We start from the raw sequence: 23,796 nt of genomic DNA on the forward strand, positions 1-23,796 counted from the left end.
AAGGTGCTACAGCTCGTAGCAGACCCCGAGCAGGCGCCGAAGTGGCTACGCGCCGGTCTGGACCGCGTGCTCCAGCAGCCGGATGACGTGCTGCCGTTCCTGCTCGGTGAACCAGGACCGGTCCCCGGTGTCCATGGGCCCAGTGTGGCCGAGCGGACCGGCGTCAGCCTTCCCGCAGCCGCCAGGCGGTGAGCGCGAGCCGGGCCCTGGTCAGTCCGGCCTGCTCGGTCACCTCGATGCCCAGCGTCTTGCCGATCTGGGTGAGCCTGCGGGCGACGCTGCTGTGGTGCAGGTGCAGCGTGTCGGCGGCCTGGCGGACGGAACCGGTGGCGCAGTAGGCGTCCAGGGTGTCCAGGTCGTCGCCGGTGGTGGCCAGGCGGTCGATCGCGGCGACATCTGTGTTGTCCCGCAAGGCTTCCTGGGGGATGTGCGCGAGCAGGGCCAGCGCGCCCAGGTCGTCGTGGTGCACCACGGGCTGGCGGGCGGTGGTGAAGCGCAGCGCGGTGCGGGCCTGCCGCCAGGACCGGTCGGGGCGGTCGGCGGCGCCGATGCCCGCGCGGGTGCCGGCCGGGAAGCGGGCCGGGTCCACGGTGGGGGCCAGGATGACGCCGGCCTCGGCCAGTGGCGCGGCCTTGACCGGGTGCGCGGGGCAGATCAGGCCGCCGATCCGGTCCAGCGGGCGGGGCGAGCGGACCGCGATGGCGCGCAGCGGCAGGTCGGCGGGGAAGCCGAGCAGGCGCAGGGCCCGGGTCCGGGCCGCGTCGTCGGTGTCGGGGCTGATCACCAGTTCGATCAGGGCCGGGTCGGCCATGGTGGTGCTGGCCGGGCCGTAGCGTTCCAGCACCGCGGCCGCGCCGAGGGCCAGGCGGTCCAGCAGCAGCTCGTCCAGGGGGCCGGGCGGGGCAGGGCGTTCCAGCCAGACCGTGCCGATTTCCTCCTCGTCCAGGGTGATCGGCGTGCTGGTGGAGGCAGGTGCGGGCGGTGTGGGGGCCGGGCGGCCGTCCGGGCCGACCCTGATCACCCGGCCGGTGCCGTGCAGGCGGATCCCGGCCACGCACTCGGCCAGTGCGGCCGAGGCCCTGGCCAGCGCGGGCAGGTCGACCCGCCGGCGGATCAGGGTGTCGAAGTACATCACCACCCGCAGCGCGCCGCCAGCCTCTGAGTCCAGGTGCGACAGTCGCTGGGCCAGTGCCTCCATGCGCCGGAGGATAGCGACGATCGGTGCGTGCGGGTGGCCGAATGCGCGACGCCCGGCGGACGATCTTGATGGCGGAGCCGGGCAGCATGATCGGCATGGATCCCGAACTCGAAGCGTTCCTGCCCATGTTCCCGGTGTCCGACCTGTCCGATCCGGTCGCGGCGCGGGCGAAGCTGGCCGGGGTGATCGCCTCGGTGCCACCGCCGGACACCTCGGACCTGGCAGTCGAGGACCACCTGGTGCCCGCGGATCCGCCGGTGCCGGTGCGGGTCTACCGGCCGCCGCACGCCCGCGGCGCGGTGGTCTGGCTGCACGGCGGCGGTTTTGTCATGGGGGACGTGCACACCGAGCACCCGTGGGCCGCCCGGCTCGCGGACAGCTCCGGCGAGACGGTGATCTCGGTCGGCTACCGGCTGGCCCCGGAACACCCGTTCCCGGCCGCCTTCGACGACGCCTACGCCGTGCTGGACTGGGCGGCGCAGAACGCGGACCGGCTGGGCATCGACCCCGGCCGGATCGCGGTCGGCGGGCACAGCGCCGGTGGCGGCATCGCGGCCGCGGTGGCGCTGCGGGCACGCGAGGAACAGCGGCTGACGGTGTGCTTCCAGCTGCTCAACCAGCCCGCGCTGGACGACCGGCAGGAGAGCTGGTCGGCCCGCACCTTCACCGACACGCCCTGGTGGAACCGGGCCAAGAGCACCGCGGCCTGGGCGCACTACCTGGGCGGCGCGCCTGCCTCGCCGTATGCCGCCCCGGCGCGGGCCGCGGACCTGACCGGGCTGCCACCGGCCTACATCGCCACCGCCGAGCTGTGCCCGAACCGGGATGAGGACATCGCCTACGCGCTGCGCCTGTTGCAGGCCAACGTGCCGGTCGAGCTGCACCAGTGGTCCGGCACCTTCCACGGCTCGCACGCGCTGATCTCCGCGGAGATCTCGCAGCGGCAGAACGCCGAGCTGGCCGGGGCGCTGCGCCGGGCGCTGGCCGGATGAGCGCGGTGCCGGAGACGACCCCTGGCGTGGCCGCCTTGCTGCGCCCGTACCTGGGCGGGTTCGTATTTGTCCTGCTGGCACAGCTGATCGGCGCGGTCGCGGGGCTCGCGCCACTGCTGGCGGTGGCCGAGCTGGGCCGGGTGCTGCTCTCGCCGGGTCCGGTCGACCACGGGCACGTCTGGCTGGTGGTGCTGCTGGGCGCGGCCGGGATGCTCATCCGGCTGCTGGGCACCGCCGCCTCCTCCGGGGTCGGGCACCTGCTGGACGGGCGGGTGCAGCTGGCGTTCCGGCGGCGGCTGGCCGCGCACCTGGGGCGGGTGCCGATCAGCTGGTTCGCCCGGCGTCGCAGCGGTGAGCTGGCCACGGTGGTGGAGCAGGACGTGAGCGCGATGCACCCGCTGATCGCGCACGTGCCGGGCGAGCTGGTCTCGGCGTTCGTGGTGCCGCTGGTGTCGCTGGTCTACCTGTGCACCGTGGACTGGCGGCTCACCCTGATCACGTTGATCCCGCTGGGGCTGGCGATGGCGTTGGTCCCGCTGCTGTCGGCCCCGTCCCTGCGGCGCGCGGAGGTGGCGCGGGACGCGGCGATGGCCCGGATCTCCAGCGCCGCAGTGGACTTCGTGCAGGGCATCGCGGTGGTCAAGACCTTCGGCGGCGGCGAGCGCGCGCACCACGAGTTCCGCGCCGCGGCGGAGGACTTCGCCGAGGTCCTGCGCCGCTGGGTGCGCGGGGCCTCCCGGATCGCCGCCGGACTCCAGCTCGCGCTCTCCCCGCCGTTCGTGCTGCTGGTGATCCTCATCGGCGGCACGGCGCTGATCACCGGCGGCTCGCTGGCGCCGGCCGACCTGCTGCCGTTCCTGTTGCTGGGACTGGGTTTGACCGCGCCGCTGGCCGCGGTCGGGCACGGCCTGGACCCGGTGCAGACCGCCCGGCGCGCCCTCGGCCGCATCCGCGACGTGCTCGCGGTGCCGCCGCTGCCGGAACCGGAGCACCCCGTTGTCCCGCAAGGACATCAGGTGGAACTGCGGGGCGTGCGGTTCGGCTACGAGGCCGGGCACGAGGTGCTGCGCGGGATCGACCTGGTGCTCGAACCCGGCACGGTCACCGCGATCGTCGGGCCCTCGGGCAGCGGCAAGTCCACCCTGGTGCAGCTGCTGCCCCGGTTCTTCGACCCGGACCACGGCGCGGTCCTGATCGGCGGCGTCGACCTGCGCGACCTCGGCAGTCAGCGGTTGCGCAGCCTGGTTTCCTTTGTCTTCCAAGACGTCCGGCTGCTGCGCGCCTCGGTGGCCGACAACATCGCGCTGGCGGTGCCCAGCGCCAGCCGCGCCGAGGTGGAGCAGGCCGCCCGGCTGGCCAACGTGCACGACCGGATCCTGGAGCTGCCCCGCGGCTACGAGTCGGTGATCGGCGAGGACGCCGGACTCTCCGGCGGTGAGGCGCAGCGGATCGCGCTGGCCCGCGCGCTGCTCGCGGACGCGCCGGTGCTGGTGCTGGACGAGGCCACCGCCTTCGCCGACCCGCGCACCGAACAGGCGGTGCGCCATGCACTGTCCACAATGGCCAGTGACAGGACGCTGCTGGTGATCGCGCACCGCCTGGAGACCGTGGCCGACGCCGACACCGTGGTGGTGCTGGACAACGGTGTGATCGCCGAACAGGGCAGTCCGGCGGAGCTGTTGGCACAGCACGGAAAGTTCGCCGAGTTCTGGCGATCCCACCACGCCGCGACGGGAGAACGCCGATGATCCGCACGATGTTGCGCGTGCTGGGCGAGCAGCACGCCCGGCCGCTGCGCCGAACGGTGGCGCTGATGACGGCCACCGCGGTCGCCGAGGGCCTGTCCTACGCGCTGCTGGTGCCGGTGCTGCGCGCGCTGTTCAGTGACGACCCCGGTTCCGCCTGGCCGTGGCTGCTCGCCTTCGGCGCGGCGGTCGCCGGGTACGCGGTGCTGCGCTACCTGGCCGATCTGGCCGGGTTCCGGGTCGGGATCTCGTTGCTGCGCGGGATGTACCGCCGCCTCGGCGACCACCTGGCCCGGCTGCCGCTGGGCTGGTTCACCGCGGGCCGGGTCGGCGAGGTGTCGGTGCTGGCCAGTCAGGGTGTGTTGCAGGCCATGGGAATTCCGGCGCACCTGCTGGGGCCGTTCATCTCCGCCAGCGTGACCCCGCTGACCATCGTGGTCGTGCTGCTGGCCTACAACTGGCAGCTGGGCCTGGCCGCGCTGCTCGCCGCGCCGGTGGTGGCCGCCACGCAGGTCTGGACCGGCCGGTCGATGGCCCGCACCGACGCCGAGCGGACCAGGCTCGGCGACGAGGCCGCCGCGCGCGTCATCGAGTACCTCCAGGCCCAGCCGGTGCTGCGGGCCGGTGGCCGCACCACCGAACGCTTCCGGCTGCTCGACGACTCGCTGCACGAGCTGCACCGCTCCTCCCGCCGCGCCGTGCTGTCCGTGCTGCCCGGTGTGGTGGGCCTGACCGTCACCGTGCAGGCGGTGTTCACCGCGCTGCTGGCCCTGGGCGCGCACCTCGCCCTGGGCGGGCAGGCCGGGGTGGCCGAGGTGCTGGCGGCCCTGGTGCTGGCCGCCCGCTGCGCCGACCCGCTGCTCACCCTGACCGACCTGAGCGGCCAGCTCCGCGCCGCCCAGGTCGACCTGACCAGGCTGGACACCGTGCTGCACACCGAACCCCTGCCCCAGGCCGCCGCGCCGGTCGAGCCCGCCCACCACGGCCTGGAGCTCGACGCCGTCACCTTCCACCACGACCACCGCAAGGTCATCGACGACCTGTCGCTGACCGTGCCCGCGGGCCAGCGCCTCGCCGTGGTCGGTCCGTCGGGCGCGGGCAAGACCACACTGCTGCGCCTGCTCGCCCGCTTCTACGACGTCGACACGGGCACGGTCCGCCTGGGCGGCGCGGACGTGCGCGAGATCGCCCCCGAGGCGCTGATGTCCCGGATCGCCATCGTCTTCCAGGACGTCTACCTCTTCGACGGCACCATCGAGGACAACATCCGCCTCGGCCGCCCCGAAGCTACCGAGGCCGAAGTCCGCGCGGCGGCGACCGCGGCCCGCCTGGACGAGGTGGCCGACCGCCTGCCGAACGGCTGGTCGACCCAGGTCGGCGAGGGCGGCGCGCGCCTGTCCGGCGGCGAACGCCAGCGCGTCTCCATCGCCAGGGCCCTGCTCAAGGACGCGCCCGTCGTGCTGCTGGACGAGGTGACCTCGGCCCTGGACCCGGTGAACGAGGCGGCCGTGCACGAGGGCATCCAGCGGCTGATGGCGGGCCGCACAGTGGTCCTGGTGGCGCACCGGCTGAGCACGGTCCGCAGTGCCGACCGGGTGGTGTTCCTGGACGGCGGCCGGATCGTGGAGTCGGGCAGCCACCAGGAGTTGCTCAGCCTGCGCGGCCGCTACGCCGAGTTCTGGGCGCTCTCCCCGGCCTGACCGGACTCGCTCGGCCCGGTTTGTCCAGCGCCACCGTCCCCCGGTCCAGGTCCACACCCAGGGGCGGTGGTGCGCCCTGGGCCTGGTCCTCGGCCATCATCGACATGGACTGGCGGTGCTCCAGCTCGGTGCGCTTGGTGCCGTAGAAGGTGGCGGTCAGCTCGTTGACGTAGGTGCCGGTCAGCGGGGTGCCGCGGCGGCGGTCGCGGCGGTGGCGCAGCAGCTCGTACACCCCGACCGCGACCATCAGCAGCACGAAGCCGGGCACCGTCCACAGCATCGCGTTCTCCACGGCTGGTTCAACGCCGCCGTCAGCGCCCGGGTTCCCCGGCGAGCAGGGGCAGCGGGGCGAAGGTGTGGTGCTGCCAGATCAACCGGGACACCTCCTCCGGGTAGGCGGTGACGGTGGGCTCGGCGTCGAAGACCTGGGTCAGGCGCTGTTCCGGGTCGTAGGCGGGCCAGCCGGGGTCGCCGTGGGTGGCGAAGTTGGTCCACGCGGCGCGCATCCGGGCCGAGAGTGGTTCGGCCTCGGACAGCTCGCCGCCGAGCAGCATCGCGGGCTGCCCTTGCTCCAGGGTGCCGAAGACCAGCGGCACGTCCAGGCCGTGGCAGGCGCCGAGCAGGCCGTCCATGCCGGGGGCGGGCCAGGTCAGCTCGTAGAGGTGGGCCCGGCCGCCGCCGACGGTCTGGGCGTGTGCCAGGCGCAGGGAGGGCATCCGGAACAGCCAGTCGGAGTTGACCAGGTCGTACAGCTCGTCCGGACCGGCCGCCGGATAGCTCTCCCGGTAGCGGGCCGGGCCGTCGGGGCCGGGGGCGAAGTGCGTCAGCGCGGTGGCGGCCTGCTCCTCGGTGACCTGGCCGAGCAGGCCGTGCACCAGGGCGAGCAGGCGGTCCTCGTGGCGGACGTGACCGGCGATGAGCTCGACGTCCCGGCCCGCGCCCTCGGCCAGCGCCTGCCACGGGGTGACCGGCAGCAGATCGCCGTCGACCACGGGCGCGAACGGGATCAGCTTGTGCGCGGCCTGGCCCCAGCGGTCCGCCCACTGGCCGATCTTGGCGATGACGGTGTCCCCGACCGGGGCCAGGCCAGCTGGGTCCACAGTGGACAGATCGGCGACGGTGGGCCGCAGCCCCAGCTCGGCGGCGCAGACCGCGGCGATGTCCGTGGCCAGCCCGGGGCTGAAGAAGGTGCCCGGCACGCTCTGCGCGATCGCCCGCCGGAACAGCCCGCGCCCCCGGGGCATCGCCAGCAGCGCCGCGACCGAACCGCCACCGGCGGACTGGCCGAAAATCGTTACCTGGTCAGGGTTTCCGCCGAATGCCCGGATGTTGTCGCGCACCCATTCCAGCGCGGCCAGCTGGTCGAGCAGACCCCGGTTGCCCGGCGCGCCCTCGATCTGGCCGAAACCCTCGAAGCCCACGCGGTAGTTGAACGTCACCACCACCACGCCGCCCTCTCGCGCGAGCCGGGTGCCGTCGAACTCCGGCAGGCTGGCCATGCCGATGGTGTAGGCGCCGCCCTGGATCCACACCATGACCGGCAGATCCGCGCCAATGTCGGGGGTGAACACGTTGACCGTCAGCCAGTCCTCGCCCGGCGTCTCCCCGGCCAGCGCGTCCATGCCGAACACCCCGGGCTGTGGCGGCGGCGGACCGTAGGACACGGCCTCGCGCACCCCGTCCCAGTCCCGCACGGGTTGTGGCGCGGCGAAGCGCAGCGCGCCCACCGGCGGCTCGGCGAACGGGATCCCGCGGAACACCGCCAGTCCCGCCTCCCCGGCCCCGCGCACCAGCCCCGCCGTCGTGCGGACCTCGGTCATCGCCACTTCCTCTCGCCACGGCAGGACGTCGTGGCGGATCATTCCCACCGCTTCCTCCGGCGCGCCAACCAATTACGGGCTGGTTGCCCCTTCCGACGTCCGCGCGGGCGGGATTCCCGGCCCCATCGCGCACGCGGCCCGCGCCGGCCGCCGGTGGCCTTCCCCTATCCTGGGCCGGATTTGCCGACAGCGGAGGGCCAGGCATGTCCGGGGGTCACTCTCGGTCCGGGTGGTGGTGGCTGGCCGGTGGCGGCCTGCTGGTCGCGGCCGGGCTGATCGCCGGTGGGATGCTCTTCGGCGGGCCCGAGGCGCAGAAGCTCACCGCGATTGCCAGCCTGCTGACCGCACTGGCCGCGCTGGTACCCAGTTATGTCGGCATGCGGCGGCAGCGCAAGAAGATCACCCCGGCGGACCGGGAAGCGGCGCTGGCCGACCTCGCCGAGGACCTCCGGCGGCAGTGGGCGGCCGAGGCCGCCGTGCGCGCGGTGCGGCGGCCCGCGCCGATCCGGGTGCGCTGGTCGGCCACCGGCCACCCGGTCAACGCCTCCCCGGCCGCGGTGCTGGGCGCGGCCGCGGTGCCCAGCACGCCGAGCAGGCTCAACCTCTCCGGCGATGTGGCGGATGTGGCGGCCAAGTACCGGAAACTGCCCAACCGGCAGCTGGTCGTGCTGGGCGAGCCGGGCGGCGGCAAGTCCACCATGGCGATGCTGCTCGTACTGGACCTGCTCGCCGACCGGGAGCCCGCGGATCCGGTGCCGTTCCTGGTGAACCTGGCGCCGTGGCACCCGGGGGAGGCGTTGCACGACTGGCTGGCCCGGCAGCTGGACCGCGAGCACGCTGGGCTGGGCGGGCGCGCGGAATGCCTGCGGTTCCTGGCTTCCGGGCGGGTGCTGCCGGTGCTGGACGGTTTCGACGAGCTGCCCGGGTGGCACCAGCAGGACGCGCTGGCCGCCATCGACGAGGCGGTGGACGGCGGCAAACCCCTCATCCTCACCTGCCGCACCCGGGAGTACCTGGACCTGCTCACCCGCACCCGCTCGCCACTGGCCAACGCCGCGGTGGTGGAGCTGGCCCCGGTCACCGCGGAGGACGTGCGCACCTTCCTGGATGTCAGCACGGACGCCCGGCCGCGCTGGCAGCCGGTGCTGGACCGGATCCGCGCGGAACCCGGCGGCGAGCTGGCGCTGGCGCTGTCCACCCCGCTGATGGTGTCGCTGGCGCGCACCGTCTACGCCGAGCCCGGCACCGAACCGGCGGAGCTGCTCGCGCTGCCGGACCGCGAGGCGGTGCAACGACATCTGCTGGAGGCCTTCGTCCCGTCCCTCTACCCCGAACGCGACCCCCGCTATCCGGTCGCGGACGTGGTGGAGTGGCTGACCGTCCTGGCCTGCTACCTGGGCCACTGGGAGATCAACGGCATTGCGTGGTGGGAGCTGCACTACGCGCTGCCCCGGTTCCGGAGCTGGCTGCTCCGGTTGCTGCACCCCGGGATCCCGCTCGGTGGCCTGCTCGGCCTGGCCGTGGGCGGGGCGGCAGAGCACTGGCTGGACCTGCGTCTGGCTTGGCTGCCCGGCGCCGCGGCCGGGCTCGCGCTCGGTCTGCTGATCTCCTTCCGCTGGCCGCCGGAGACCCCCAGACCGGTCAGCGACGAGGGAGTCCGGTCTGCCCGCCGGTCCGCCCTGTTCCCGGCCTCGAATGTCGCCGTGCTGGTGGCGTTGGTGACGTTCGTCGGTCTGCCGGAGTTCATCACCGTGCCCCTGCCCGCCGGCGCCTGGGTGCTCGGACTGCTCGCCGTGCTCGGGGCCGGTGCCACGGTGTGGGTGGTCAGCTACGGCCACAACCTGCGGGAGCAGCCGCTGGACTTCGACCGCGAGCCGGGGGAACTGGTGCGCGCCGACCGCAGGTACGCGCGCAGCCACCTGCCGGAACAAGCGTGGTTCGGCCTGGTCGGCGCGCTGCTGGCGGTGGCGGGCCTGCTCGGCACCGCACACTCGATCGTGGGACTGGGCGGGCTGCTGGTGGTCTACCTCTGCCTGAGCCTGCGGCTGCGTTTCGCCTCCGCCACCTTCGCGCTGACCCGGTGGCTGATGGCCGCAGACGGGCTGCTGCCACGGGACCTGCTCGACTTCCTGCACGACGCGCACCAGCGGGGCGTGCTGCGCCGGGCCGGGCCGTTCTACGAGTTCCGGCACGCCCTGCTCCAGGTCCACCTCGCCGAACGCCGGTGGGTCAACTGGGTCTGAGCTGCTCAGCGGCCGTATCCCGGTTTCCCGCCGGCAACGGGATACGCCTCTGACCTGGCCGCACAACCTTCCTCCTGGGCAAGCTCCAGCCAGGGCCGCTCCCGGCATTGGAGCCCCACTCTTCCCCGGAGGAACGTTGATGAACCTGACCAGGTTCGCCCGGCGTCTGGTCACGCCGGCAGTGGCGGTGGCGTTGCTGGCCAGTGGCCTGGCCGCGCCGAACGCGGTCGCGGCCGAACCGGGGATCACCCCTGAGCAGCTGTCGAACGCCTTGTTCAGCGCCGCCGTCCAGCTCAAGGACAACGGCCGCACCCACGACCGCAACCTGCTGCTCAGCGCCGAGCTGGTGGACTGGCGGGCCAAGAACCCGGCCGCCTCCGCCGAGGCGCTGGACCGGCACGCCGCCGATGTGGAGAAGGTGGTGGGACTGGCCCTGGCCCCGGCCAGCGGGCGGGACCTGGTGCCGGACAGCCTGGGCCGGGGGGTGGAGGCGCTCTACGCCATTCCCGAGGTGGACAAGGGCGGCACCCAGCTCAAGGTCCTGCTCGGCGCGCTGACCACCCGCGACCTCAAGGCGACCACCGCGCCGGAGGAGCTGCGCGGGGTGCTGACCCAGCTCACCGCCTCCTCGATCGAGATCGCGCCCACCATCTGGACCGCGCTGCGCCAGGCCGCGAACCGGGACGCCATCCTCAACAGCGCCTGGACCAGCCGCCTCGGCAAGGCCACCGTCGCCGAGACCGCCGCGGTGGACCCGGCCGCCTCGCTGGACTCGCTCAAGCAGCTGCCGCAGATCAAGAAGGTCATCGACGTCGAGGCCATCCAGGCGGCGTTCCGGGAGGGCTTCACCCCGGGCATGGCGGCGCTGAACAAGCAGATCGCGCCGCTGATCAAGGTGCTCGGCGACCCCAACTCGCCGGAGACGCCGCTGGGCAAGGCGCTGGCCTGGGTCAAGGAGCACGTCGACCCGCACACCGGGGAGGTCAAGCGGCCGACCGAGGACAAGCTCAAGCAGTACGAGGAGGACGCCAAGCAGTTCGACAAGTACCTGGACGCGGTCAAGGGCGGCCTCACCGCCGTGGCGACCGTGGCCAAGGTGCTCAGTCCCCGCTACGCCAAGGACCTGGTCAAGTTCGCCGACACGCTCTACCAGCTCGGCAAGCACGTGGCGCCGATGATCAACGCGGTGGCCGCGCTGGGCGCCGCGATCGCCACCGGCGCCGCGCTCGGCTCGGTGGTGCCCGCGATCGGCACCGTCATCGGCGCCGCGGTCGGCCTGGTCACCACCCTGGTCGCCCTGCTCGGCAGCGGCGGCGGGCCCAGCGCCGAGCTGCAGGCCATCCAGAACATGCACACCGAGATGCGGGAGAGCTTCAAGCAGATCAAGGCGTTCCTGGTGCAGTTCCACAAGGACGTCAACGCCCGGCTGGACCGCATCGACGCCACGCTCAACCAGATCTACGGCGACATGCTGCTGAAGTTCGACCAGGTGCTGCTGGCCATCGCGCAGTCCAACTTCCAGCTGACCCAGCAGATCAAGGACCTGCACTCGGCCCTGCTGGGCATCGCCACCAGCTTCCAGAGCGGCCACCAGCAGTTGCTGGGCGCCCTCCAGGACTCGGCGGCCCTGCCGTTCAAGGAGACCGTCAAGAAGTACGTCGACTACGCCGCGCGGGAAGGCCGCCCGATCCCCTCCTACGACGCCGCGGGCGACAACTACAAGGCGGCCGCGGAGGGCTTCGCCAACGCCGGGGACATCCTGGCCAGGAGCAAGGTGTTCATGCGGGAGGCGCTCAACGTCCCGCCCGATGACATCCTCACCACGAACAACTCGACCTCCTCGGTGAACTACCTGACCAAGTGGGCGGTGGACAACTTCGGCTCGCAGTACGGGCAGGGCAACCCCGCCGGCGGCACCCCGAACGCCGACCTGCTCGCCGCGGCCAGCCGCGCCTACGCCACCCTGATGAGCCAGAACCCCGCCCTGTCCGCGCAGGAACCGCTGGTGGACAAGGACGGCAAGAAGACCGTGGCGCGGGTGCAGGACCTGCTCACCGCGGGGGAGGACGTGGTCGCGGCCGCCCGGCGGTTCAACCAGCCCCGGTTCAAGCCACCCACCGGGCCCTGGGTGGCGACCAACAGCCTGCTGACCGGTCTGCAGCAGGCGAACGCCGAGATCATGACCGGGCTGGCCAACGGCCTCAAGCGGTACGAGGCCGACCCCGCGGTGCAGGAGCCGGGCCGGCCGTACAACCTGTGGGGCGACCGGAACCAGAAGGTCGACGGGTTCATGAAGCGGGACGACGTCAACGTGCCCAAGTGCGTGCCGACCGCCGAACCGCCCATCCCGGCGATGCCCGCGCTCGCCAAGAGCGACCGGCTGCCCGCCCCGGTGCGGCTGCTCAAACAGCTCTACCCCGGCATCGAGCTGCGGACCTGCTGGAGCGAGGTCCGGATCAACAAGGTCGACTACGAGCCCTACGACCTCGGCCGCACGGTGATCATCCCGTGCAAGTGGTCACCGGACCCGCCGGTGGGCTGCACCAGGTTCGTCAGCAAGGGGTTCAAGAAGCACGTCCAGCTCAGCGTCTCCTTCGACGTCAGGGGCCGGGTCCCCGGTGAGGACTTCGAGCGGACCCTGGCCGGTCAGAGCGGGCTGGGCAGTTGGCAGCGGTGCGAGTTCCCCGGCTCCAACGTCGTCGACGACGAACCGCGGGATGAGGAGCACTGCCTGATGACCCCGGCGATCACCGAGAAGATGGTGCCGCTGCCGCCCCGGTACGAGGCCGACGGGAACATGTCGGACCTGTCCACCGGCACCACCCACCCGCTGATCGACAAGACCCTGGCCCAGCGGCGGGCCGCCTACTACGGGCTGGTCGCCAACGACGTCAAGGGCGCGACCCCGAAGCTGGCCGAGGCCGGACAGGCCGACGCGAACCTGCGGCTGCTGCGCGCCTACCTGGAGATCGGCTTCCCGACCGCGTTGCAGAGCGACGAGCGCTTCCGGGAGCTGATCTACGGCACCACGGCGATCCCGTCCTCGCTGAACATCCGCAAGATCAGGAACGAGGCCGGGCCGCTGGCCGAGCTGTTCGGCAAGGCGGCGCAGAACCTGGCCGAGCGCAGGGACCCGTTGCACGAGCAGAAGGTGTTCAGCCAGGCCGAGCTGCCCGGCTGCACGGCGGCCCCCGCCGAGGTCGTCACCCAGGACCCGGTGGCCCGCTGCCTGGTCACCGTCGCCGGGCTGCGCAGAGGCGGTCTGGGCGAGCGGATCGAGTACTACTCCACCGACCTGGTCGGCAACCCCGCCGCGCAGGACCCGCAGACCACCACCGCGCTGATGCGGGCCCTGCGGATCCAGGTCAAGGCCACCCACCCGGAGTTCCCCCTCGACCCGCCCGGCGAGACCACCCCGGTGCCGCCCGCGGAGATCGGCAAGACCTTCGGCGGCCTGGGCGGCTCCGCGCGGGCCACCCTGGGCGGCAAGCACCACATGGTGTGGCAGGGCAGGCAGGACGAGGTGTTCGTGGCCAGCAGCGCGGACGGTAAGACGTGGTGGCCCCCGGTCACCGTCTCCGGGCCGCACACCGCCGGTGACACCCCGGCCATCGCCGCCTTCCAGAACAGGCTGATCGCGGTGTGGCGCAGTGGACCGTTCTCCTGGCAGGGCGGCAACAACGAGCGCACCCTGGCCGTGGCCACCAGCACCGACGGCCGGACCTGGACCGCGCCGGCCCGGCTGATGCCGGCCACCGTCGGCGCCGGCGGCATCAGCCTGTCCGTGCAGGGCGACAAGCTGCACCTGGTCTTCCGCGGGGCAGGCGGGGACCAGGCCAAGTGGGTCACCTCCAGCCACGACGGCAAGAACTGGAAGCGGCCCCGGCTCACCGAGAACAACGGCGGCACCGCGGCCACGCCCGGACTGACCACGCTGGGCAACACCCTCGTTCAGCTCTGGCGGGGCGCCAACGACGACCAGGCGCTGTGGTTCGCGACCAGCGGCAACGGCATCGACTGGAGCAACCAGCAGGTGCTGCCCGGCGGCGCGGCGCAGTCCGGGCCGAGCCTGACCGCGCACAACGGCAAGGCCTTCGCGGTGTGGCGCAACGGGCCCAACGACGGCCTGTCCGTCAGCGACACCGCCAACGGCGGAACCTGGGCCGCGCCAAGGGCGTTGCACCCCGCCGCGCACGCCGTCGGGGTGCCCTCGCTCGGGGTGGTGGGCGGCAAGCTCGCCGCGATCTGGCGGGATGCCAGCGACCACAACCGGGTCAACGTCTCCACCAGCGCCGACGGCATCACCTGGTCCGCGCCCGAGGCGATCAGCAAGCTGTCCGCGGCCTCCCGGCACCAGCACCACGAGGCGCTGATCACCGAGGCCAACCAGCTGTGGGCCAGGAACGAGCGGGAAGCGGCCGTGGCCAAGGCCAGGGAAGCGCTGGTGCTGGCCAGGGAGCTGGTCAGGGAGCAGCCGTCCTACGCGGCGACACTGGGCGCCTGGATCCGGCAGCCGGTCAGCGGCTTCCTGGCCGAGACCGGCAAACTGGAGGAGGCGATCTCGCTGCTGGGCGAGGCGGTCACCCTGCACCGCGGGCTGGCCCAGCAGGAGCCGCAGAAGTTCGAGCACCAGCGCGACCAGGCGGAAGCCCTGGTGTGGCAAGGCATCCGCACCTGGGACAAGGGTGATCGGAACACGGGCCTGGAGCGGGTGATGGCAGGCGTCGACCTGGCCCGCACCCTGGTGGCCAAGGGCCCGCGCTTCGCCACCGACTTCACCAGCTGGATCCGGCACCAGGCCAGCCACTACCTGGCCGAGACCGGCAAGGTGGACCAGGCGATCGCGCTGCTCGGCGAGGCGGTGGCCACCTCACGCCGGCTGCGGCAGCAGGAGCCGGACCAGCCCGAACACGCGCTGCACGAGGCCGAAGCCCTGGTGTGGCAAGGCATCCGGCACTGGAACAAGGGCGAGAAGGACCAGGGCCGCGAGCGCACGATGACAGGGGTCGACCTGGCCCGCACCATCGCTGCCAAGGGTTCGCGCTTCGGCGTCTCCTTCGCCTACTGGATCCGTTACCCGGCAAGCGGATACCTGGCCGAGAGCGGCAAGCTCACCGAGGCCGTCGCGCTGCTGGAGGAGGCCATCACCACCAGTCGCAGGCTGGCCCAGCAGGAGCCGGGCAACCCCAACCACCAGCTGGACGAGGCGGAAGGCCTGGTCTGGCAAGGCATCCGAGTCTGGGACATGGGCGAGAAGGACCGGGGCCGCGACCGGGCAATGGCAGGCGTCGACCTGGCCCGCACCCTGGTGACCAAGAGCCCGCGCCACGCCGCCAACTTCGGCCACTGGATCCGTTACCCGGCAAGCGGATACCTCGCCGAGACCGGCAAGCTCCAGGAAGCGATCGCGCTGCTCGGCGAAGCGGCCGCCACCTTCGGCCAGCTGAGCCAGCAGCACCCGGACAACCACGACTACAAGCTGCACGAGGCCGACTCCCTGCTCTGGCAAGGCATCCGCACCTGGGACAAGGGCGACAAGCCCGGCGCGCTGGCCAAGGTGCGGGAAGGCCTGGCCGAGGCCCGCAAGGTGGCGGACAAGGGCGCGCTGCACGCGGACCGGTTCGGCGGCTGGCTGCTGTACCCGGGCACGGACTACGCGCTGGGCAACGACCAGAAGCCGGAGGCGGTCGCGATGGCCAAGGAGGCGGTGGAGATCTACACCCGGCTCACCGCCGCCGACGCCAAGTACCAGCCGAAACTCGACGCGGCCAAGCAGAAGCTGACCGCACTCCAGGGCTAGCCGGAAAGGACAACCGCGATGGGACAACGCATGCGCACACTGGTCCTGGCCACCGCCGGACTGCTGGCCGCCACCGGCCCCGCCCCGGCGACCGCCGCCGAGGACCTGCGGGTGCTCTCGGTCTTCGCCGAAGGCCGCGAGGGTTGCCTGGCCCCGCTGTGGGGCAGCACGGACCCCGGCGCCTACCTCAGCTACGAGCCGTGTGACCGGTCCAGGGCCCAGTTCTGGCGAATGCTCGGCGACGGCGGAGGCTGGGGCAGCTACCAGTCGGCCGCCTCGGGGCTGTGCCTGACCGTGGTCAACAACAGCACCGCCCAGGGCGAGGACGTCGTGCAGCAGCCCTGCGCGGGCGCCCCGAACCAGCTGTGGCGCTCCGTGCAACGCGACCCGTTCACCAAGTACCTGGAAAAGCGCGCCAAGCACAGCGACAAGTGCCTGAGCGCGGGCTACACCCACCACACCCCGTCGGCGGAGGTGGTGCAGATGGACTGCCTGAACGTCAGCTGGCAGAAGTGGGCGGTCGACTCGCTGGCCTGACCTGCCAGCCGGCCCGGATCGCCGCCACTGGGGGTAGCGGCGATCCGGGCCCTCCTCCCGAACCCCTCCCAGGGTCAGCCCGGTGACACCATCACAATCCCCGGCCGGGCCGGGCACAATCCTTTTGAGGATCGTCAAAGCGGGGGAGGCATTGTGGTTCAGCGGCTCGGCAGCCCGGTCGCGCTCGCGCCGCTGGACACGCTGCGGGTCTCGGTGTCCCACCAGGCGGGCAGCACGCTGTTCTCACTGCTGATGGACGCGGCAGGCGCCTCGACCGAGAGCGTGCCCGCCGGGCTGCGGGGTCTGGTGCAGGCCGCGCTGCCCGCGGAGGTCATGCGGCTGTTGCTGCCGTTGCGGCTCCACCGGACCGGCATCCCGGACTGCCTGGCCCCGCTGGCCGATCCCGACGTCGAGACCGCGCTCGGGCGCCTGCGGGACCAGCGCCCTGACCTGGTGGCAAGCCAGACCCGGCTGTTCTTCCAGCAGTACCACGGCCAGGTCCCGCCGGCCTGGCAGCGGCTGATCGACCGGCCCGGTCCCTATCTCGCCGCCTTCGCCAGTGCCTTCGAGGCGATCTGGCTGGTCTACGCGCCGCTGTGGCGGCGGGCGCGGCCGGTGCTGTGGCGGGAGACCGAGCGGATCGGCGCGGCCGTGGTCACCGGCGCGCTGCCGGTAGCGCTGGCGGTGCTGGGCAACCACTGCTGGCAGGTGCGCGGCGAGCAGCTGTTCGTGGACACCGACAGCAGGGGCGGCCGTGCGGACCGCCGCTTGGTGCTCACCCCGCTGATCTCCGGGGCCACCGCGGCATCGTTCAGCCTGGAGCACCCCGACCGGATCGAGCTGGCCTACCCGGCCCCCGGCTTGGCCCTCGTCCTCCAGAACTCCGACGCCCCGCCCGTGCCGGACGCGCTGACCGCGTTGCTCGGCGCGGCCCGTGCCCGGATCCTGCGGCACTGCGCGCACCACCCCACCATGACCGAGGTCGCCGCCCTGCTCGCCGTCACCCCGGCCACCGCCACCCACCACTGCCGCACCCTGGAGGCGGCCGGGCTGGTCGAACGCCGTCGCCGCGGCCGCGAGGTCCGGCTGCACCGGACCGGTCGTGGTGACGCGGTGGTGGAGCTGTTCCGCTAGAGCGGCAGGTCGCGGAGCTGGGCGCGGCTGGTGATGCCGAGTTTCGGGAACAGCCGGTACAGGTGCGAGCCGACCGTGCGCGGGCTCAGGAACAGGTGTTCGCCGATCTCGCGGTTGCTCAGCCCGCGTGCCGCCAGCCGTGCCACGGCCAGCTCCTGCGGGCTGAGCACCTCGCCCGCGGTGCCCCGCGCCGGCGCCGTGCCGCCCGCGGCGCGCAGCTCGGCGGCGGCCTGCTCGGCCCACGGGCGGGCCGCCAGGCGGGTGAACAGGTCGGCGGCGGTGGTCAGCGGGGACCGGGCCCGGACCGGCTGGCCCTCGCGGCGCAGCCGGGAACCCAGCTGGAGCGCGGTCCTGGCCAGCTCGAACGGGTGGTCGGCGGTCTCGGCGGCGGCCATGGCCTGTTCGTGGTCGGTGAGTTCGCCGGTGGCCAGGGCGCGCACCCGCGCGAACACCGCGCGGATCCACGGCGCCTCGCGCAGCGGCGACGCCGCGGTTTCCGGCAGCAGGTTGTGCGCCAGGTCCGGGCGGTCCAGGCGGAGGGCGGCCTCGGCGAGGTCGGGCAGCGCGTGCAGGGTGACCAGCCGGTGTGAGCGTGGGCCGCCGGGCGCGGTCACCTCGCCGAGGCGGGCCAGTGCGGTCGCCGGGTCGCCTTCGGCCAGGGCGAGCAGGCCCAGTGCGTGGCTGGCCACCGCCGCGGCGGACCGCTGGCGCAGTGGCAGGGCGAGCTCCAGCGCTCGTGCGGCGTGCTCGCGGCAGTGGTCGGCCTGGCCCCTGGCGGCGGCGTAGCGGGCCAGCTGGGCGTGCAGGTTGGCCTGCTGGCCGCGCTGGCCGGTGTCGTGGGTCAGGCGCAGGCCCTCCTCGGCGGCGGCCACCCCGGCGTCCCAGTCACCGGCGCGGTAGGCCAGGTCCGCCTGCCAGAACAGCAGTTCCACCAGCGAACCGGCCGAGCCGACCGCGCGCAGCTGGCCGCGGGCCGCCTCGGCGAGGGCCAGCGCCTGGCGGGCGTCCGGGCTGAGCCAGCCGATGGCCAGCACCCACATCCAGGCCCGGCCGCCCACCGCGGGCTGGGTCGGGGTCAGCTCGGCGAGCAGTCCCCACAGGTCGCACCCGGCCTGGATGGCCAGGTGCAGCCGCTCGCCCGCGCGGCGCACCGCGGGCGGCAGGTCCAGCTCGGCGATGTGGGCGGAGGCGGACTGGGCGGCGTCCAGGTCGTCGGCGTGGTAGGCGGCGTTGGCGGTGAGCACCAGCGTCCAGGCCGCTTCCAGGGGGTCGGCCAGCAGTTCGGCGCAGCGCTGGAGCTGCCGCCAGGCCAGGTCGGGGTGGCCGCTGTAGGCCTCGATGGTCGCGGTGAGCCTGGTCAGCACCACCGCGGGCGCGGGCTCGGCCATGATCTCCGCGGCCAGCGCGCGGGCCAGCTCGGGCTGCCCGGAGTCCAGTGCCACGAACGCCGCGGCCAGCAACCGGTCCCGGCGGCCCTCGGGCGTGCTGCTCAGCCGCGCGGCGTGCCGCAGCACGGCGGTCACCGCGGCCTCCCCGCCCCGGCCGCGCACCGACTCCGCGGTCCGCTCCAGTTCGGCGGCCAACTGCTCGTCCGGTTCGGTGGCCGCGACCGCCCGGTGCCACACCGCCCGCTGCCGGTCACCCCGCGCCGCGGCCTGCTCGGCCAGCGCCCGGTGCGCGGCCGCCCGCGCCGGGAACGCGGCCTGGGCGTAGGCCACCGAACGCACCAGCGGATGCCGGAACCGCAGCTGCGGCCCAGTCAGGTCAACGAGTCCGGCCGCGCAGGCCGCGTCCAGCGCCTCGGCGGGCAGCCCGAGCCGGGGCAGCGCGCCCAGCACCACGGCGGTGCGCCCGGAGTCCTCGGCCGCGGCCAGCAGCAGTGCCGCGCGGGCCTGCTCGGGCAGCGCGTCCAGGCGGCGCTGGAAGGCGGCCCGGATGCGCGCGCCCACCGGCAGCGTGCCGCGCAACGCCAGCTCCTCGGCCACCTCGCCGGGACCGCCCAGCGCGGCCAGCTCCACCAGGGCGAGGGGATTGCCGCCGGTGTGGCCCAGCACCGCCGCCCGCACCGGTTCCGGCGCGGGCCAGTCCAGCTCGGCCAGCAGCCCCGCGGCGGCTGCACTGTCCAAACCGGACAGTGTCAGCTCCGGCAGGTCCGCGATGTCCACAGTGGACTTATCCGGCGACCGGACGGCCAGCAGCACGGCCAGGTTCTCCGCGCCGAGCCTGCGCGCGGCGAAGACCAGCGCGGTCGCCGAGGACCGGTCCAGCCACTGCAAGTCGTCCACCAGCACCAGCAGCGGCCGCCGCGCGGCGAGCGCCCCGAACAGGTCCAGCAACGCCCCGCACAGCAACAGCTCTGACCCCGGCGGTCCTTCTTCCTGGCCGAGGGCGCGGCGCAGCGCGGTCGCGGCGGCGGGGGAGAGGGCGTCCAGGGGCAGCGGCCCGGGGTGCAGCAGCTGGTGCAGTCCGCTGAAGGGCTGCCGCACCTCCGACTCCACCCCCGCGCAGCGCAGCACGGCGAACCCCTCGGCGGCGGCCTCGGTGTCCCGCAGCAGGGTGCTCTTGCCGATACCCGCTTCCCCGCGCAGCACCAGCGCCCCGGCCCGCCCGGCGCGGGCGTCGTCGAGCAGCGTGCCGAGGGCCGCGCGTTCGGCCTGCCTGCCGTGGATCACCCGACCGACCCTAGGTGCAGTCGATCTGACTGAGGCTCGGGGGCGGTCGGCGCGGGCAGGGTTGCCGGTGCCGAGGCCGCGAGCACGTGGCCGATCCAAACGGGGGATGGTCACCGTGACGACGACTGTGCGCGAGCGCGCAACCCGGAAGCCGTTGCTGCGGCGACCCTGGACCGTCCCACTGCTCGCGGTCTCGGTGCTGTTCGTGCTGGTCTCGCTGCCGCCCTACCTGCAACCCGACCCCGCCCAGTCGCGCACGCCGCTGCGGCCGGGGGTGGATTGGCACTTCCCGCTGCTGGCCGTGCACGTGATCTTCGGTTCGATCGCGCTGCTCACCGTGTGCTGCCAGATCTGGCCCGCGCTGCGCGCCTGGTCGCTGCCGATGCACCGCTGGGTCGGGCGGATCTACGTCTTCGGCGGGGTGCTGCCTGCCGGGCTGACCGCGCTGGTGGTGGGCGCGCTCAGCGAACGCGGGCCGCTGACCATGATCGGCAACCTGACCGGCGCGGTGCTCTGGCTGGGGGTCACCGCGCCCGCCTACCTGGCCGCGCGGCGGCGGCGCTTCCGCGAGCACCGGCGCTGGATGATCCGCAGCTTCGCCCTGACCATCTCGATCATGATGGACCGGGTGCTCACCGTGCCCCTGGTCATGGTGACCGAGCCCAGGACCGCCGCCGCCATCGCGACCTGGACCAGCTTCGCGCTCTGCGTGTCCGCCGCCGAGTGGTGGCTGCGCAGGTCAGGGCATACTCGTCGGCGATGAAGCGGGTGACGATCCACGACGTGGCGCGGTCTGCCGGGGTGTCCAGGCAGACCGTGTCCCGCGCGCTCAACGACAAGGCCGAGATCGACGGCGGCACCAAGGCGCGGGTGCTGGAGGCCGCCAGGGCCCTGGGCTACCGGCCCAGCCGGTTCGCCAGGGGACTGGTGCGGCAGGACACCGTCACCATCGGCCTGGTCATCCCCGACCTGCGCAACCCGTTCTTCACCGAGATCGCGGCCAGCGCGCTGGAGGCGGCCAGGGCACTGGACTGGCACGTGGTCGTGCACGACACCACCGACCAGGCCGAGCAGGAGATCGCCACGCTGCGGGTGATCGGCTCCCAGGTGGACGCGGTGGTCGGTTACTTCAGCCAGCCCGAGGCCGAGATCGAACGGCACATCGGCGGGCTGCCGGTGGTCTTCCTGGGCCGCGAGCACCGCAACCCGGGGTTCAGCTCGATCCGGATCGAGGGTGAGCGGGGCATCGCCGAGGCGGTGGCGCACCTGATCGCCGCCGGGCACACCCGGATCGGCATGCTCGACCACAACCGCCGCCCGGCGCCCAGCATCCGCCAGCGCTGGTTCCAGTCCGCCGCCACCGCCGCCGGCCTGGAGCTGGACCCGGCCTGGGTGCTCGGCGCGGACCAGTCGGTGGCCGGGGGAGCGGCGGCCTTCGCCGAGCTGCACGCCGCGCACCCGGAGCTGACCGCGCTGTTCACCTTCAACGACATCATCGCCATCGGCGCCCTGCGCGAGGCCCGCCGGCTCGGCCTGCGCGTGCCCGCCGATCTCGCGGTGATCGGCTTCGACGGACTGGAGCTCGGCGCGCTGGTGGAGCCGCCGCTGACCAGCGTGGCCATCGACACCAACAGGCTGGGCAGACTGGCCATCGAGGACGTGGCCCGGCTGCTCACCGGCGAGCGCGCGGCCGCGCCGGAGGACCTGGTGGTGTGCGGCGAACTGCGGCTGCGCGGCTCGGCCTAGGGCTGCGATTGGCCCTTGCGCATGCGCAGGATCAAGGCGACCGCGTCCGCCGGGCAGCCTGCCGGAGTGAGGACCTCCTGGAGGAGCAGGCCGCGAATCGCGGCGATGGTGACGGTGGCCAGGGTCAGCGCTTCCCCGGCGTCGAGCCCTTCGCCTTCCGCGAGTGAGGCCAGGCTCTTGGTCAGGTCGTCGAGGGAGTCGATGAACTCCCGAAAGTTCTCCGGGCTGTACGCGGCCAGACCGACGACGTGGAAGAAGCCGCGGACCCGCGACAGTTGCTCCGGGCGGGTGTAGGTCCGCCAGATCGCCACGACGAACTCGTCGAAGGTGCCTTGCCGGGCGGCCTGGAAAAGCGCCTCGTTGTCCCGGGATCGCTGCGCCTTGAGCATGGCGGCCAACACGCCCGGCAGCGACCCGAAGTGGTATCGCAGGAGGGCGTGGCTGGTCCCGGCCCGGGCGGCGATCTCCCGGAGTGACACCTCCGGCGCGGGCAGGGCCTCGTCGAAGGCGTCGAGAAGCCGGGCCAGGAGGCGCTCGCGAGCGTCGCTGGTGCTTGACAGGATCACCCTCGCAGTTTATCCATTGGAAAAGACGATCGGTACCCGTCGTCCAGACCCGACGTGTTGTGAAGGACCTCTGATGAGCACCATGTGGCACGGCTGCCTCGCCGGCACCGACTACTTCGAGCTGCGCTCCAGCCGTGGGCGCGACTACGGCGTCTGGGTCACCACGCCACCGGGCTACGACCCCGCCACGACGCAGGCGCCTGCCGTGTACGTGCTCGACGGCAACTGGGCCGTGGGCCTGACGGCTCCGCTCATCGTCACCCAGGCGGATCCCATGCAGCGGATCCAGCCCTACATCCAGGTCAGCGTCGGCTACGCGGGTGAGGAAGCACAGCACTGGGACCGGCTGCGCAACAGAGACCTGGTGCCGCCCGGCGAGCCCATCGCCAAGGAGCTCATCGATGCCGTGGAGCTGGGAGTTCAATCGGGCGCGAGGACACGCGAGGAAGCCGACGCCTACCTCGCCGAACTGCGCGACACCCACGCCGATGCGTTCCTGAGCTTCCTCACCACGGAACTGCACCCGCGGATCGAACGCGACTACGGCACAGCCTCGAGCGGTCACGGCCTCTTCGGCTACTCCTACGGCGGCCTCTTCAGCCTCTACACCTGGCTCACCGGCAGCACGCTCTTCGCGAGCATCGGCGCGGGCAGCCCCGGCGTCGCCGGTGCGGACAGTCAGATCTTCGCCCAGCTCCAACAGATGGGTGACAGCCTGCCTGCCGCCAAGCTGCACGTGACCATCAACGAGCAAGAGCTGCTCGGCGACCTGGCCATCTACCAGAACCTGACGAAGAACACGGCCACCGTCCTGCACCACCTCACCGCCCGCGGCGCAGCCGTCACCAGCGCGGTCCTGCGCGAAACGCACGTGACCGGCTTGCAGGCATCGTTCCTCAGCTACCTCAGGACCTGCCGGGCCCGGTAGCCCCACCGCGGTACTAGCTGTCAGCCGCCACCGAGCGCCGGTCGGCCAGCACCCGCTGCTTGGCGTTCTCGATGTGCTCGCGCATCCGCGCCGCCGCCCGGTCCGGGTCGCCGTCAGCCAGCGCGTGGTACACCGCGCGGTGCTCCTCGGCGGCCAGGCCGGGCGCGCCGCGGGCCGAGCCGAGCTTGGCGAAGAACCGGAACCGCTGCACCTGGCCGCCGAGGGCGCGGTAGGCCTTGGCCAGGAACGGGTTGTCCGCCTGGGTGGCGATCAGCTGGTGGAAGCGCTCGTCGATCAGCCAGTAGGAGCTGAACACCTTGTCATCCGGTGACTTCGCGGCACCGGCCAGCTCGTCGACGCTCGCCAGCACCTCGGCCAGGAACTCCGGGGTGGTGCGCCGGGCCGCCTCGTGCGCGAGCGCCGGTTCCAGCACCAGCCGGGCGTCCATCAGCTTGACCAGCTCCTGCTCGGTGAGCAGCGGCGCGACCCGGTAGCCCTTCAGCGCCTCCCGCTGCACCAGCCCGGTGTGCTCCAGGCGGGCCAGCGCCTCGCGCAGCGGGGTCTGGCTGACGTCGAGCTCGCGGGAGAGCGCGCCGATGTTCACCGGTTCCCCCGCCGACCACTTTCCGTCGGTGAACTGCGCGAGCAGCACCTCGTACATCCGGTCCGCGAGCGGCTGCCGGCCGGACCTCCGCGGGGAAGCCATGCGCCCTCC

The 23,796-nt window shown here is 73.1% G+C and carries 16 protein-coding genes; 10 read left to right on the plus strand and 6 right to left on the minus strand.

All coding sequences use genetic code 11. The annotated features are described in order from the left end of the window. Positions 1 to 163: 163 nt before the first annotated feature. Positions 164 to 1,198: a helix-turn-helix domain-containing protein gene (locus tag N8J89_RS17685; protein WP_283665454.1), complete on the minus strand. Its 1,035-nt coding sequence runs from the start codon at positions 1,196 to 1,198 to the stop codon at positions 164 to 166. 95 nt (positions 1,199 to 1,293) lie between these two features. Here N8J89_RS17685 and N8J89_RS17690 point away from each other — a divergent pair, with 95 nt between their 5' ends. The 3 genes from N8J89_RS17690 to N8J89_RS17700 are packed head-to-tail and all read left to right on the plus strand — an operon-like array spanning position 1,294 to position 5,635. Then, entirely contained in the window at positions 1,294 to 2,190 is an 897-nt protein-coding gene (locus N8J89_RS17690) for an alpha/beta hydrolase (protein WP_283665455.1), read from the plus strand. After that, positions 2,187 to 3,938 (plus strand): ABC transporter ATP-binding protein, encoded by a 1,752-nt coding sequence (locus tag N8J89_RS17695; protein WP_283665456.1) that lies wholly within the window; start codon positions 2,187 to 2,189, stop codon positions 3,936 to 3,938. The genes N8J89_RS17690 and N8J89_RS17695 overlap by 4 nt, the downstream gene beginning before the upstream one ends. Further along, complete coding sequence (locus N8J89_RS17700; protein WP_283665457.1) at positions 3,935 to 5,635, plus strand: ABC transporter ATP-binding protein; 1,701 nt, start codon at positions 3,935 to 3,937, stop codon at positions 5,633 to 5,635. The genes N8J89_RS17695 and N8J89_RS17700 overlap by 4 nt, the downstream gene beginning before the upstream one ends. On the opposite strand, the gene N8J89_RS17705 is transcribed toward N8J89_RS17700, so the two are convergent. Together N8J89_RS17705 and N8J89_RS17710 are read right to left on the minus strand one after the other, a co-directional pair. After that, on the minus strand, positions 5,586 to 5,915 hold the full coding sequence (locus N8J89_RS17705) for a DUF6191 domain-containing protein (protein WP_283665458.1): 330 nt from the start codon (positions 5,913 to 5,915) through the stop codon (positions 5,586 to 5,588). The two genes, N8J89_RS17700 and N8J89_RS17705, sit on opposite strands and share 50 nt — an antisense overlap. Before the next feature lie 31 nt (positions 5,916 to 5,946). After that, entirely contained in the window at positions 5,947 to 7,455 is a 1,509-nt protein-coding gene (locus N8J89_RS17710) for a carboxylesterase/lipase family protein (protein ID WP_283665459.1), read from the minus strand. Positions 7,456 to 7,658: 203 nt separating this feature from the next. Between N8J89_RS17710 and N8J89_RS17715 the strand changes: the two genes are divergently transcribed. The 4 genes from N8J89_RS17715 to N8J89_RS17730 all read left to right on the plus strand — a co-directional run bounded on the left by N8J89_RS17715 (position 7,659) and on the right by N8J89_RS17730 (position 17,169). After that, on the plus strand, positions 7,659 to 9,698 hold the full coding sequence (locus N8J89_RS17715; RefSeq protein ID WP_283665460.1) for an NACHT domain-containing protein: 2,040 nt from the start codon (positions 7,659 to 7,661) through the stop codon (positions 9,696 to 9,698). Positions 9,699 to 9,837: 139 nt separating this feature from the next. Then, complete coding sequence (locus tag N8J89_RS17720; RefSeq protein WP_283665461.1) at positions 9,838 to 15,498, plus strand: sialidase family protein; 5,661 nt, start codon at positions 9,838 to 9,840, stop codon at positions 15,496 to 15,498. 30 nt (positions 15,499 to 15,528) lie between these two features. Beyond that, positions 15,529 to 16,035, plus strand: a complete 507-nt coding sequence (locus N8J89_RS17725) for an RICIN domain-containing protein (RefSeq protein WP_283665462.1) — start codon at positions 15,529 to 15,531, stop codon at positions 16,033 to 16,035. 153 nt (positions 16,036 to 16,188) lie between these two features. Beyond that, entirely contained in the window at positions 16,189 to 17,169 is a 981-nt protein-coding gene (locus tag N8J89_RS17730; RefSeq protein ID WP_283665463.1) for a MarR family transcriptional regulator, read from the plus strand. Here N8J89_RS17730 and N8J89_RS17735 read toward each other — a convergent pair. Then, positions 17,166 to 19,841: an AAA family ATPase gene (locus N8J89_RS17735; protein WP_283665464.1), complete on the minus strand. Its 2,676-nt coding sequence runs from the start codon at positions 19,839 to 19,841 to the stop codon at positions 17,166 to 17,168. The two genes, N8J89_RS17730 and N8J89_RS17735, sit on opposite strands and share 4 nt — an antisense overlap. 115 nt (positions 19,842 to 19,956) lie before the next feature. Here N8J89_RS17735 and N8J89_RS17740 point away from each other — a divergent pair, with 115 nt between their 5' ends. Beyond that, positions 19,957 to 20,604, plus strand: coding sequence for a DUF2306 domain-containing protein (locus N8J89_RS17740; RefSeq protein ID WP_283665465.1), 648 nt, complete (start codon positions 19,957 to 19,959; stop codon positions 20,602 to 20,604). Continuing rightward, on the plus strand, positions 20,601 to 21,587 hold the full coding sequence (locus N8J89_RS17745) for a LacI family DNA-binding transcriptional regulator (protein WP_283665466.1): 987 nt from the start codon (positions 20,601 to 20,603) through the stop codon (positions 21,585 to 21,587). Before N8J89_RS17740 ends, N8J89_RS17745 begins: the two co-directional genes overlap by 4 nt. Here the strand turns inward: N8J89_RS17745 and N8J89_RS17750 are convergent. Next, complete coding sequence (locus N8J89_RS17750; protein WP_283665467.1) at positions 21,584 to 22,153, minus strand: TetR/AcrR family transcriptional regulator; 570 nt, start codon at positions 22,151 to 22,153, stop codon at positions 21,584 to 21,586. The two genes, N8J89_RS17745 and N8J89_RS17750, sit on opposite strands and share 4 nt — an antisense overlap. Positions 22,154 to 22,226: 73 nt before the next feature. Here N8J89_RS17750 and N8J89_RS17755 point away from each other — a divergent pair, with 73 nt between their 5' ends. Beyond that, entirely contained in the window at positions 22,227 to 23,081 is an 855-nt protein-coding gene (locus N8J89_RS17755) for an alpha/beta hydrolase (protein ID WP_283665468.1), read from the plus strand. Between the two features lie 13 nt (positions 23,082 to 23,094). Here the strand turns inward: N8J89_RS17755 and N8J89_RS17760 are convergent, their stop codons facing one another. Continuing rightward, positions 23,095 to 23,787, minus strand: coding sequence for a GntR family transcriptional regulator (locus tag N8J89_RS17760; protein WP_283665469.1), 693 nt, complete (start codon positions 23,785 to 23,787; stop codon positions 23,095 to 23,097). Positions 23,788 to 23,796: the final 9 nt, after the last annotated feature.

Origin of the sequence: Crossiella sp. CA-258035 (assembly GCF_030064675.1) — a bacterium.
In the GTDB taxonomy this organism is placed as follows: Bacteria; Actinomycetota; Actinomycetes; order Mycobacteriales; family Pseudonocardiaceae; genus Crossiella.

What these genes read in the sequence shown, in the direction of transcription:
- N8J89_RS17685 (WP_283665454.1), bottom strand. Translation starts at nt 1,198, where the DNA reads ATGGAGGCACTGGCCCAGCGACTGTCGCACCTGGACTCAGAGGCTGGC.
- N8J89_RS17690 (WP_283665455.1), top strand. Translation starts at nt 1,294, where the DNA reads ATGGATCCCGAACTCGAAGCGTTCCTGCCCATGTTCCCGGTGTCCGAC.
- N8J89_RS17695 (WP_283665456.1), top strand. Translation starts at nt 2,187, where the DNA reads ATGAGCGCGGTGCCGGAGACGACCCCTGGCGTGGCCGCCTTGCTGCGC.
- N8J89_RS17700 (WP_283665457.1), top strand. Translation starts at nt 3,935, where the DNA reads ATGATCCGCACGATGTTGCGCGTGCTGGGCGAGCAGCACGCCCGGCCG.
- N8J89_RS17705 (WP_283665458.1), bottom strand. Translation starts at nt 5,915, where the DNA reads ATGCTGTGGACGGTGCCCGGCTTCGTGCTGCTGATGGTCGCGGTCGGG.
- N8J89_RS17710 (WP_283665459.1), bottom strand. Translation starts at nt 7,455, where the DNA reads ATGACCGAGGTCCGCACGACGGCGGGGCTGGTGCGCGGGGCCGGGGAG.
- N8J89_RS17715 (WP_283665460.1), top strand. Translation starts at nt 7,659, where the DNA reads ATGTCCGGGGGTCACTCTCGGTCCGGGTGGTGGTGGCTGGCCGGTGGC.
- N8J89_RS17720 (WP_283665461.1), top strand. Translation starts at nt 9,838, where the DNA reads ATGAACCTGACCAGGTTCGCCCGGCGTCTGGTCACGCCGGCAGTGGCG.
- N8J89_RS17725 (WP_283665462.1), top strand. Translation starts at nt 15,529, where the DNA reads ATGCGCACACTGGTCCTGGCCACCGCCGGACTGCTGGCCGCCACCGGC.
- N8J89_RS17745 (WP_283665466.1), top strand. Translation starts at nt 20,601, where the DNA reads ATGAAGCGGGTGACGATCCACGACGTGGCGCGGTCTGCCGGGGTGTCC.
- N8J89_RS17755 (WP_283665468.1), top strand. Translation starts at nt 22,227, where the DNA reads ATGAGCACCATGTGGCACGGCTGCCTCGCCGGCACCGACTACTTCGAG.
- N8J89_RS17760 (WP_283665469.1), bottom strand. Translation starts at nt 23,787, where the DNA reads ATGGCTTCCCCGCGGAGGTCCGGCCGGCAGCCGCTCGCGGACCGGATG.